Annotated in this window: 11 protein-coding genes; 9 read left to right on the top strand and 2 right to left on the bottom strand. The window is 57.5% G+C overall.

The features are described from left to right. Positions 1-76 precede the first annotated feature (76 nt). A complete protein-coding gene (locus ACXKZG_RS13175; protein ID WP_013201865.1) occupies positions 77-589 on the bottom strand; it encodes an SH3 domain-containing protein in 513 nt (170 codons plus the stop codon). A gap of 762 nt (positions 590-1,351) precedes the next feature. Beyond that, complete coding sequence (locus ACXKZG_RS13170) at positions 1,352-2,146, bottom strand: DeoR/GlpR family DNA-binding transcription regulator (protein WP_346594766.1); 795 nt, start codon at positions 2,144-2,146, stop codon at positions 1,352-1,354. A gap of 373 nt (positions 2,147-2,519) precedes the next feature. On the opposite strand from ACXKZG_RS13170, the gene ACXKZG_RS13165 reads away from it, so the two are divergent. The 9 genes from ACXKZG_RS13165 to ACXKZG_RS13125 all read left to right on the top strand — a co-directional run bounded on the left by ACXKZG_RS13165 (position 2,520) and on the right by ACXKZG_RS13125 (position 11,702). Further along, the gene (locus ACXKZG_RS13165; RefSeq protein ID WP_041692280.1) at positions 2,520-3,326 is read left to right on the top strand and encodes a transketolase; all 807 of its coding nucleotides are present in this window, start codon (positions 2,520-2,522) and stop codon (positions 3,324-3,326) included. Then, positions 3,326-4,240 carry a transketolase family protein gene (locus tag ACXKZG_RS13160; protein ID WP_488874979.1) on the top strand — a complete coding sequence of 305 codons (915 nt, stop codon included), beginning with the start codon at positions 3,326-3,328 and terminating at the stop codon, positions 4,238-4,240. Before ACXKZG_RS13165 ends, ACXKZG_RS13160 begins: the two co-directional genes overlap by 1 nt. Before the next feature lie 10 nt (positions 4,241-4,250). Next, positions 4,251-5,048 carry a GolD/DthD family dehydrogenase gene (locus ACXKZG_RS13155; protein WP_013201869.1) on the top strand — a complete coding sequence of 266 codons (798 nt, stop codon included), beginning with the start codon at positions 4,251-4,253 and terminating at the stop codon, positions 5,046-5,048. A 78-nt stretch (positions 5,049-5,126) separates the two neighbouring features. Then, entirely contained in the window at positions 5,127-6,062 is a 936-nt protein-coding gene (locus tag ACXKZG_RS13150; protein ID WP_041691990.1) for a D-ribose ABC transporter substrate-binding protein, read from the top strand. Positions 6,063-6,117: 55 nt separating this feature from the next. Further along, positions 6,118-6,735, top strand: coding sequence for a DUF2291 family protein (locus ACXKZG_RS13145; protein WP_013201871.1), 618 nt, complete (start codon positions 6,118-6,120; stop codon positions 6,733-6,735). Positions 6,736-6,738: 3 nt separating this feature from the next. Beyond that, positions 6,739-8,289, top strand: a complete 1,551-nt coding sequence (locus ACXKZG_RS13140) for a sugar ABC transporter ATP-binding protein (protein WP_346567980.1) — start codon at positions 6,739-6,741, stop codon at positions 8,287-8,289. A 30-nt stretch (positions 8,290-8,319) separates the two neighbouring features. Next, complete coding sequence (locus ACXKZG_RS13135) at positions 8,320-9,387, top strand: ABC transporter permease (protein WP_013201873.1); 1,068 nt, start codon at positions 8,320-8,322, stop codon at positions 9,385-9,387. Then, positions 9,380-10,915, top strand: a complete 1,536-nt coding sequence (locus ACXKZG_RS13130) for an FGGY family carbohydrate kinase (protein WP_488874978.1) — start codon at positions 9,380-9,382, stop codon at positions 10,913-10,915. Before ACXKZG_RS13135 ends, ACXKZG_RS13130 begins: the two co-directional genes overlap by 8 nt. Then, positions 10,905-11,702, top strand: a complete 798-nt coding sequence (locus ACXKZG_RS13125) for a glucose 1-dehydrogenase (RefSeq protein ID WP_013201875.1) — start codon at positions 10,905-10,907, stop codon at positions 11,700-11,702. The genes ACXKZG_RS13130 and ACXKZG_RS13125 overlap by 11 nt, the downstream gene beginning before the upstream one ends. Positions 11,703-11,708 lie beyond the last annotated feature (6 nt).

Genomic DNA, 11,708 nt, shown 5'->3' with positions numbered 1-11,708 from the left:
GTGGCGCCAGCAAGGCGGGCGCTTTGGGTCGTCGGATCGAAGAGTGATTTCTGGCCGTCCGTGGCGCAGAACGCGATTATTCCAGGATCCAGGTGGCCGTCGCGTTGTTGCGGCAGGCTTTACTTTGGCCACCCACATCGACGCACACTTTTTTGGCGTTTTTACGTGGGCGGGGACGATCGCTTTTGATCGTGGCGTCATACAGGTCGGTTTTCACGCCGGCTTTGAACGGCACGTAACCAATCAGCTGTTCCTGATCGGGATCGGCGATAGCCAGCCAGTGATTTTCCACTTCACCCAGTACGGTGAAGGGTTTGCCATTCTCAAGATAGCGGACGTTCTTACCGCTGAAATCCGGGCTGGTCATCACCGACGCATTATACAACGCGCGGTAGGTCTCATTGACGGGGGTAAACGACGTCGGTGCCTGCACCGCGTGACGATGGGTGAACTTCACGCCATCCACTTCGCTGGTTACGATGGTGTCATCCGTTATCGGCGGAGGAGGAGCCTTGCATCCGGACAGGGACAGCACTGCCAACAGGGTAAACGCGATGCTTATTTTCACATTGGTCCTCATGCATTTCATCAGTGAGTCTTATAGTCCACAGGCAAAACCCCACAATCATTGTCATCGTCCGCTCAGGTAAACTGTCGGTAACAAGAAAAAAAGAGTCAGGTTTACAGAAAGATAAATTCGTTGTCAGTTTACCTGACGCTTTTGAGAATGGGAACAATTGCAGGCCGCCACTTTACATGTTATCAGCGGTCTGAGAGGTGACAATCTTTGCCTGAAAGGTGACAAGAAGTCAATTTGATTAGGATCGATAAACTGTCGCCAGACCGCATGAATAGCGGCGCTCCGAGCGGGCATCATCTGTTAACGGCTTCAGGGCTTAACGTATCAATGTGGCTAATGTTTTGCCCAGGCTGATTTTTTTATGCCAACGCGCTTTTTTCAGTTAAAAGCCAGTGAGTTTCAGCAGGCGGCTCTGGAGGTGCTTAATCCAATCAGAAGCCGGTTGGCGGCAAGCGGACGGCGGTAAAAAAGCCGCGCAATCGGGCTGGTCAGGAAATGCACACCGGGAGTGCGATTTGTGCATCATGGCAGGGCAAAATTGCCGCCGGGAATCGGCAACTGGCGCCAGTTGACCTGACGCTTTCTGGCCTTTATCAAAGGAATCAGAGGGTTGACGATCTGGCACAGGCTTTGCAAAAACAGGTATACACAACAATGCATTTGTTTGGCCGTTGACGGTTGCGCGAGTGCTTTGGATAAAGGCGTCCAACTTCGTGCTCACGGCACAGGCAGGACGCCTTTTTTTATCCTGCCGGTTTTACGCCAGCGAGGCTATCCCCTGGCAATCAATACCCTGACGCCCAGCGCTTCAAACGCCTCTGTCGACTCGGCGCTGATGCCGCTGTCGGTGATCAGGTACTGAATATTGCTCCAGTCACAGGGCAGGGCAAACATCGACACCTTGTCGATCTTGCTGGAGTCGGCCACCACATACACCGTGCTGGCCGAGCGGATCATCGCGCTTTTGACTTTGATATCGGTTTCGCTCGGGAAGCTCAGCCCCAGCTTGGGTGAAATGCAGGCGGTCGCCAGAAACAGCTTCTCGGCCAGTACGTTCTCAAAGAAGCTGGCCGCTTTCTCGCCGGAGGTGGAAAGAGTCGGGAACTTAAAGGTGCCGCCGGTCAGCAGAATATTGACGCCCGGCTCACCGCCCAGCATTAGCGCGATATTGACTGCGGTGGTGACCACCGACAGCTTGTTGATGTGCCCCAGATGATGGGCGATAGCGGTGGTGGTGGTACCGGAGTCGAAAATCACCGTATCGCCATTTTCGATATACTCCGCCGCCAGCCGGCCGATAGCATCCTTCTCATCAAGATGGGTTTGCCTCTCCAGCATCAGCGCGCCGGTATTCTGCTTACCGGTCATCAGCGTGGCACCGCCATGATAACGCTGGACATGTCCCTCTTTCTGCAACACGCGGAGATCGGTACGGATGGTGGCTTCCGTCAGGCCAAAGGCCTCCGTCAGCATCTTCACCGTCACCGTGCCGTCTTCCCGGATCATCTCAAGGATTTTTTCCCGCCGTTGCTGCATGTCGGCTAATTGTTCGCTTTTGCTTTTCAACCGAAACTCTCCCTTCACCTGCTGAACGGGCGAAAACCCGCGCCAAACGGCCATTAGCGCAAATATTACCTCTGCATTCGATTGAATGCGAGTCTGGTATTTTTTCCTTTTCGTTTTCGTTCGAAAGTCTATGCACGGCAACAGCCTTGATTTTAAACATATTTTTAGCATTTTTGTCCTTACTCTTATTCTGAATAATGGGGATTAAACTGGTAGATCAAGGGCTTAATCTTTCGAGCGGCTTTTGTTTGAAATTTGATCCACCCCACAATATGCTTAGAAACGATAGCGTATATTTTTATTCGAAAACGAATGAGCCGCAGGACTGCCACTTCGCTATCCGGTCAGCGGCGTTACAGACGAAGAGGTAATGATGGACTTTCAGGCAATCAAACAGACAGCGCGTCAGGCCCGACGTTATGTCCTGCAAATGAATCATCGGGCGGGAAAAGGGCATACCGGCGCCGACCTCTCAGAGGTAGACATCATCTGTACGCTGTTTATGGGGGTGATGGATCGCGGTGCTGAGCGTCCCGATCAGGATCGTTTTATTTTATCGAAAGGCCACGGCGCAGGCGGGCTGTATTGCAGCGCGGCGGCGATGGGGCTGATCGACCCGGCGATCCTCGACCAGTTTATGGGCGACGACACGCTGCTGGCAGGCCATCCGGTCAGGCAAAAGCTGCCGGATCTGGTTGAGATTAACTCCGGCGGCCTCGGGCACGGCTTGCCGATCGGCGTCGGCCTGGCGCTGGGCAACAAGCTGTCCGGCATGGGCCATCGTCGGGCGTTTGTGCTGCTTGGCGACGGTGAACTGGCGGAAGGCTCGAACTGGGAAGCGGCGATGTCCGCCAGCAAATTCAAGCTCGATAACCTGGTGGCCATTGTGGACCGTAACCGCCTGCAGCTGGCGGGCAAAACCGAAGACATCATGCCGCTGGAACCGCTGGCAGATAAATGGCTGGCGTTCGGTTTCGAGGTGCTGGAGTGCGACGGTCACGATCCTGAAGCCATTGCCAATGCGGTGAATCAGCCGTCGACCGGCAAACCCCGGGTGATCCTCGCCAATACCGAGAAAGGCCACGGCATCTCCTTTATGGCGAACGTCCCGGCCTGGCACCACTCGGTCCCTAATGATGAGCAGCTGGCCCTTGGGCTGGCAGAGCTGGAGGAAGACTAATGCAAGACTTACGCGACGCGATCATCGCCACGCTGGTCGATGAACAACAGAACGGGGCGAACCTCAGCGTGATGGTTGCTGACTCCACCTCAACCTCCAAAATTGCGCCATTTGAAAAGGCCTTTCCCGATCGGGTGATTAACGTCGGCATCGCCGAGCAGAACATGGTCGGCATGGCGGCGGGAATGGCACTGAGCGGCCGCACGGTGTTTACCGCCAACGCCGCACCGTTCCTGTTTGCCCGCTCTAATGAGCAGGTCAAAAACGATATTTGCTACACCGAAACCAACGTCAAAATGCTTGGCCTGAACGCCGGCTTCGCCTACGGGCCGCTGGGTGCCACTCACCACTGTACCAATGACATCGCCATTGCCCGCACCTTCGGCAACCTGCAGGTGTTTGCCCCGGCCGATGCCGTGCAGGCCAGCGCCATTGCACGTTACGCCATTCAGCATACCGGTCCGGTCTATATCCGTATGGACAGTGACAAAGTGCCGGTGCTGCATGGCGACGATTACCAGTTCGTTCCCGGCAAGCCGGAAGTGCTGCAGGAAGGCAAAGAGACGGTGGTGTTCTGTATGGGCACGCTGGCCCATGAAGCGCTGGCGGCAAAACACGACAGCATCACCATCGTTTCCCTGCCTTCGCTGTGGCCGCTGGATGAAGCCGCGGTAGTGAAACTGATCAGCGCGCACCAGCAGGTGATCACCATGGAAGAGCATTCGCTGAGCGGCGGTCTGGGCAGCATTATCGGTGAAATTCTGCATAAGCACGGGCTGCGCCAGCGGTTTACCCCGTTGGGGATCCCGGCTTACGAATTTACCCACAGCAGCAGTCGCGCTGCACTGCGCAGCCAGTTCCGCATTGATGCGGAAGGTCTGCGCACCACCTTACAACACGTTGTCGCCGCCTGAGGACCCACTGATGAGCAATGAATATGATGTCAATCTGCGCTATGGCGTGGATACCAACATGGATCTGACCGGCAAGGTCGCGGTGGTCACCGGCGGGCTGGGCGGCATCGCCATGGCCAGCAATAAAATGCTGCTGGAAAAAGGCGCAAGCCTGGCGCTGCTTTACCCGGCATTTGAACAGAGCAAAGTGAGCGACGTGGCCAGCCAGTTTGACGCCAGCCGCGTGCAGTTTGTGCAGTGCGATGTGACTGATCCGGCCTCAGTGGAACAGGCCATTTCAGACGTGGATGCGCATTACGGCCATATCGACATTCTGGTCAACTGTGCCGGTTATGTGATGTTGCAGCCGGTGCTGGAAACCGCGTTTGACGAGTGGCAAAAGCAGGTCGCCGTTAACCTGACCGGGCCGTTCCTCTGCTCGCAGGCGGTGGCAAAACGCATGGTGAAAGCCGGCAGGGGCGGAAAAATTATTAATATCGCCTCGCAGGCCGCCTCCATCGCCATCGATAACCATGTGGCTTACACCTCGGCCAAGGCCGGATTACTGGGCATGACCAAGGTGATGGCCAAGGAGTTTGCGCCACACAAAATTAACGTGAATACCCTCTCTCCGACCGTGGTGCTGACACCGATGGGCGAAAAAGCCTGGCGGGGAGAAAAAGGTGAGGCAATGAAGCAATTAATCCCAATGGGACGCTTCGCCTACACCGACGAGATTGCCGCCGCCGTGCTGTTCTTTGCCAGCAACGGTAGCGACATGATTACCGGCGCCGATCTGATGATCGATGGCGGCTTTACCATTTGGTAGTACTTCGCCCAGACCAGAGAAGCGAGTCCGAACGCAATACCCTACACGCTGACCCTACAATAATGAGAGAACATCACTATGAACATGCGTTTAACTGTATTAGCCGTTGCCACCGCCTGCACTTTTTCCCATGCGGCGCTGGCAGCCGATAAAGGCACCATTATGATAATGGTGAACTCGCTGGATAACCCTTATTACGCCTCAGAAGCGAAAGGGGCCAATATGAAGGCGCAGGAATTAGGCTATAAAACGTCGGTCCTGTCTCACGGCGAAGATGTGAAGAAACAAAGCGAGCTGATCGATGCCGCGATCGGTAAAAAAGTGCAGGGCATTATCCTCGATAACGCCGACTCCACCGCCAGCGTCGCCGCCATTCAGAAAGCCAAGGATGCCGGCATTCCGGTGGTGCTGATTAACCGCGAAATCCCGGTCGATAACGTCGCGCTGGAGCAGATTACCCACAACAACTTCCAGGCCGGCTCTGACGTCGCCAACGTTTTCGTCGAGAAGATGGGTGAAAAGGGCAGCTATGCCGAACTGACCTGTAACCTCGCCGACAATAACTGCGTGACCCGCTCCAAATCCTTCCACCAGGTACTCGACCAGTACACCGACATGAAAAGCGTCGCCCGCCAGGATGCGAAAGGCACCCTGATCGACGGCAAGCGCATCATGGACAGTATTCTGCAGGCGCATCCGGACGTGAAAGGGGTGATCTGTGGTAATGGCCCGGTGGCGTTGGGGGCGATTGCCGCGCTGAAAGCCGCAGGCCGTAACGATGTGATCGTGGTCGGTATTGATGGCAGCAATGATGAACGTGACGCGGTGAAAGCCGGCACGCTGAAAGCCACCGTGATGCTGCAGGCTCAGGCCATCGCCGCGCAGGGTGTGACCGATCTCGATAACTTTATCCAGAAAGGCACCAAGCCTGAGAAACAGCGTGTGATGTTCCGCGGCATTCTGATCAACCCGGACAATGCCTCGAAGGTTCAGGACTTCAATTACAAATCCTGAGTCGTGGTTGTGGTGATACTGCTGCGCCCCTTACGGGGCGCAAAGGAGAGAATTTATGTCCAGGCGAGTCTGGCTGGCAGTCGCGGCGTTAACCCTTGGCGGTTGCCGCATTGTGTCGCAACAGGAATTAGCCGACCTGAAAAACCCACCCAATCCGGCCATGGCGAACGTCACCAATACCTATCAGCAGAAGATCGTGCCGCAGGTGCTAAACGATGCCAAACCGCTGGGCGAGGTAATGAAAGATCTGGCCGCGGCGAAGGACATCGACAGCGCCTGTAAGCAGTTTGGCTACCGTAGCCAGGAAGAGAATCCGTGCGTCTTCACCGTGAAGATTAACGGCACGGTGTCGGCGGTGAATACCACCTCACGCAGCGGCAAGATGACGGTAAAAGACGTCAGCGGCCAGGACGTGGTGGTGCAGATTGGCCCGATAATTCGGGGCACCGCCCTGCGCGATGTCTACAAAGGTTCCAGCTATCAGGACTTCAACGATCAGGTGCTGTTTGGGGATTACGGCCGGGCGATCAACACCCTGGCCTCGAATGAAGTGAAAAAACTTCAGCCGAAAGTGGGCGATCGGGTGGAAGTCGATGGCGTGTTCAGCAGCTGGGACGTGCCGCAATCCGCACCGGATATCACTCCGGCCCGCGTTGTCCGTCAACAGGAGTAAATCATGGCGCACACTGAAGCGGATGTCCTGACGCCGGCCAGCCAGCAGTCGGACGTGATTATCGAAACCCGCAATGTTTCCCGCATTTATCCGGGCGTCACCGCGCTGGATTCGGTGGACTATCGCGTGTATCGCAACAAGGTCAACGTGCTGATTGGCGAAAACGGCGCGGGCAAATCCACCATGATGAAAATGCTGGCGGGCGTGGAAGTGCCGTCCTCCGGGCAGATCCTGCTGGATGGCGAGCCGGTGACCTTACACACCACGCAGCAGGCCGAGAAACACGGTATCAGCATCATTTTTCAGGAGCTGAACCTGTTCCCGAATATGAACGTGATGGACAACATTTTTATCGGCAACGAATTCTTCCAGCGTGGGGTGATCAACGAGAAATACCAGTACCAGCTGGCGAAGGCGCTGCTGGAAAGGCTGGAGCTGGATGTCGATCCCTATGCGCCGTTGAACGAACTGGGCATTGGTCATCAGCAGCTGGTCGAGATCGCCCGGGCGCTGTCGAAAGACACCCGCGTGCTGATCATGGACGAGCCGACCTCCGCCCTCAGCCAGTCGGAAGTGAAGGTGCTGTTTAACGTCATTGAGGCGCTGAAGCGCCGTGGCGTCACCATCATCTATATCTCGCACCGGCTGGAAGAGCTGATGGAAATTGGCGATCACATCACCATTTTCCGCGACGGCCGTTTTATCAGCGAGCGTGAAGTCCGCGATGCCAGCGTGCCGTGGATCATCGAACAGATGGTCGGCGACAAGAAAAAGCACTTTGATTATCAGGCCGCCGAGCAGGGCGATGCGGTACTCAACGTCAATGGCTTAACCGCGCTGGCGCAGAACGGCGGCTACAAGCTTAACGACGTCAGCTTCTCGCTGCGCAAAGGCGAAGTGGTCGGCATTTATGGCCTGTTGGGTGCCGGGCGTACCGAGCTGTTTAAAGGTCTGATTGGCCTGATGTCCTGCCAGAGCGGCAGCGTCACGCTGAACGGCGAATGCCTCGACAAGCGCAATTTCCAGTACCGCCTGAAGAAGGGCATTGCGCTGGTGCCGGAAGATCGTAAAGGCGAAGGGGTGATCGAGCTGATGTCGATCAAAACCAATATGACGCTGAGCGATCTGAGCCTGAAAGGCTTTCGTCGCGCGCTGAACCTGCTGCATCCGCAGAAAGAAGCGCTGCGGGTCAACGAGATGATCGAACGGCTGGCGATCAAGGTCAGCGATGTTGAACTGCCGATCACCTCGCTTAGCGGCGGCAATCAGCAAAAGGTGGTGCTCGGCAAAGCGTTGATGACCGGCCCGGAAGTGGTGCTGCTGGATGAGCCGACGCGTGGCATTGATGTCGGCGCCAAAACTGACGTTTATCACCTGATTGGGTCAATGGCCCGGCAGGGACTGGCAGTGATGTTTTCCTCCTCAGAGCTGGATGAGGTCATGGCGTTGGCCGACCGGATCCTGGTGATGGCCGATGGAAAAATCACCGCCGATTTACCCCGGGCTGAAGCCACCCGCGAGCGGCTTATCACGGCGTCCACTCCACATGATTAGCGTGCCCCCCGGGCGTTGAGGAACAAGACCATGAACCAGAAATATTTGCTCTATATGTATCTGCTGAAGGCCCGTACGTTTATCGCGTTGCTGATCGTCATTGGCTTTTTCAGCGTGATGGTGCCGAACTTTTTGACCCCGTCTAACCTGCTGATCATGACCCAGCACGTGGCGATCACCGGCCTGCTGGCGATCGGCATGACGCTGGTGATCCTCACCGGCGGTATCGACCTGTCCGTCGGCGCGGTGGCCGGGATTTGCGGCATGGTGGCCGGTGCGCTGCTGACCAACGGCCTGCCGCTGTGGGGCGGACAAACGCTGTTCCTCAACGTGCCGGAAGTGATCCTGGTAGTCACCCTGTTCGGCATCGTGGTTGGGCTGATCAATGGCGCGGTGATCACCCGGCTCGGTGTGGCACCGTTTATCTGTACGCTGGGCATGATGTATGTCGCGCGCGGTGCCGCGCTGTTATGGAACGATGGCAGCACCTACGCCAACCTGGTGGGCTTGCCGCAGCTGGGCAATACCGGCTTCGCCATTCTCGGCTCGGGCAGCATTTTGGGCGTCTATATCCCGATCTGGATGATGGTTGGCCTGCTGCTGGTCGGCCTGTATATCACCCGTAAAACGCCGTTGGGTCGCTATATCTACGCCAGCGGCGGTAACGAGTCGGCGGCCCGGCTGGCCGGTGTGCCGATCATCAAAGTGAAAGTGTTTGTTTACGCCTTCTCGGGGATGTGTGCGGCGCTGGTGGGGCTGATTGTCGCCTCGCAGCTGCAAACGGCGCACCCGATGACCGGTAACATGTTTGAGATGGACGCTATCGGGGCCACGGTACTGGGTGGAACCGCACTGGCGGGCGGTCGCGGTCGCGTGTCGGGCTCAATTATCGGCGCGTTCGTGATCGTCTTCCTCGCCGATGGCATGGTGATGATGGGCGTCAGCGACTTCTGGCAGATGGTGATCAAAGGCCTGGTGATTGTCACCGCGGTGGTTATCGACCAGTTCCAGCAACGCCTGCAAAGCAAAGTGGTGCTGATGCGTCGTCACGAAAAAAAGCAGGCGGCCGCGCCGCTCTCTGAGGTCAGTCATGGCTAGAGAGCTGATCATTGCGCTGGATGAAGGCACCAGCAATGTTAAAGCGGTCGCCATTGATGCCCGTGGACAGGTAGTGACCAAAGCCTCGCGCCCGCTGACGGTGGACACGCCACGGTCAGGCTGGGTGGAGCAGGACGGCATGATGTTGCTGAACGCCTCGCTGACCGTGGTCAGCGAGGTTATCCACAGCGTTGGCGAAAACCGCGTCGCGGCGCTGGCAATCAGTAACCAACGTGAAACGGCGATGGGCTGGGAGCGGGCGACCGGGAAACCGATCGCGCCGGCAATAACCTGGCAGTGTTCCCGCTCTTCGCCATTTTGCGAGCAGCTCAGAGGCGATCATCAGGACGCGTTGATCCGCTCGGTGACCGGCCTGCCGATTGCGCCGCTGTTTTCCGCCTCAAAAATGCGCTGGCTGCTGGATAACACCGCAGATGGCGCGGAAAGGGCGGCTAACGGTGAGCTCTGCCTCGGCACTATCGATGCCTGGCTGCTGTGGCATTTTACCGGTGGCAAGCAGTTCCGCTGCGATACCTCCAACGCGGCACGCACCCAGCTACTGAATCTGCAAACCGGCGAGTGGGATGAGGCGATGCTGGCGCTGTTTGGCCTGCCGCGCGTGGCCTTACCCGAAATTCATCCGTCCAGCGGACTGTTTGGCACCACCCGTGGCCTGCGCGGAATTCCCGATGGTCTGCCGATTATGGCGATGGTCGGCGATTCCCATGCCGCGCTCTATGGGCACGGGCTGGGGCAGGCGGGCGGCGTAAAAGCGACCTACGGCACCGGTTCTTCGGTGATGGCGCCGTTGCTGACGCCGGACACCAGTATTACTCAGCTGGCGACCACCGTCGCCTGGCACGATGGCGAACGTCTGGTGTACGGGCTGGAAGGCAATATTCCGCACACCGGCGACGGCGTGGCCTGGATGGCACAGGCCACCGGGCTGACCGACGGCAAAGGACAGGTCCTCAGCCGGGCGCTGCATGAACTGCCTGCCAGCATCGACTCAACGCTGGGCGTTTATTTCGTGCCGGCGCTGACCGGCACCGGCGCGCCCTGGTGGGACGATCAGGCGCGCGGGGTGATTTGCGGCCTCAGTCGTGGCGTGACGCCTGCCCATCTGATCCGCGCTTCGCTGGAAGCCATTGCGTACCAGATTGCCGACGTGATCACCGCTATGCGTCAGCATCCCGGCTTCCATCTTGAGACGCTGATGGTTGACGGCGGCCCGACGCAAAACCCGTGGCTGATGCAGTTTCAGGCCGATCTGCTGGGTTGCCCGGTGGCGCGCAGCAGTACGCCAGAACTGTCGGCGCTGGGCGCGGGACTGCTGGCAAGGCGCGCGCTGGAACAGCTTAACGACAGCCAGCTGATCGCGCTGTTACCTGAACACGATTGCTGGCTGCCTGACGCCGCCCGCCATCAGCAACTTAACACCAGTTGGCAAGGCTGGCGTGAGGCGGTACAGCGCACGCTCTGGCAGCCTGCTGGCCAAACCCATCAAGGAGAACAGCATGAAGCGTAATTTTGCGGGCAAAACCGTGGTGATCACCGGCGCCTGTCGGGGTATTGGGGCGGGCATCGCCGAGCGTTTCGCCAGCGACGGCGCCCGTCTGGTGATGGTTTCAAACGCGGAGCGGGTGTTCGAAACCGCCGAAAAGATTAAGGCGGCGCACGGCAGTGAGATCCTCGCGTTGCAGGTGGACGTCACCGATGAACAGCAGGTGCAGCATCTGTATCAGGAAGCGGCATCCCGCTTTGGCTCCATCGACGTCTCGATTCAGAACGCGGGGGTGATCACCATCGATACCTTCGACAAAATGCCGAAGTCTGACTTTGATAAGATTCTGGCGGTGAACACCACCGGCGTCTGGCTGTGCTGCCGTGAAGCGGCAAAATATATGGTCAAACAGCAGTCGGGCAGCCTGATCAACACCTCGTCAGGCCAGGGACGTCAGGGGTTTATCTACACGCCGCATTATGCCGCCAGTAAAATGGGCGTGATTGGCATTACCCAGAGCCTGTCGCAGGAGCTGGCACCGTGGAACATCACCGTTAACGCCTTCTGTCCGGGCATTATCGAAAGCGAGATGTGGGATTATAACGATCGGGTGTGGGGCGAAATTCTCAGCACCGAACAGAAAACCTACGGCAAGGGCGAACTGATGGCGGAGTGGGTGCAAAATATTCCGTTGAAGCGGGCAGGGCAGCCGCAGGATGTCGCCGGGCTGGTGGCCTTTTTAGCGTCCGATGATGCGCGATACATCACCGGACAAACCATCAACGTCGACGGCGGATTAATCATGTCCTGAGGACAT

Source organism: Erwinia sp. 2186 (assembly GCF_057812255.1).
This window is presented reverse-complemented; position numbering and strand designations above follow the sequence as displayed.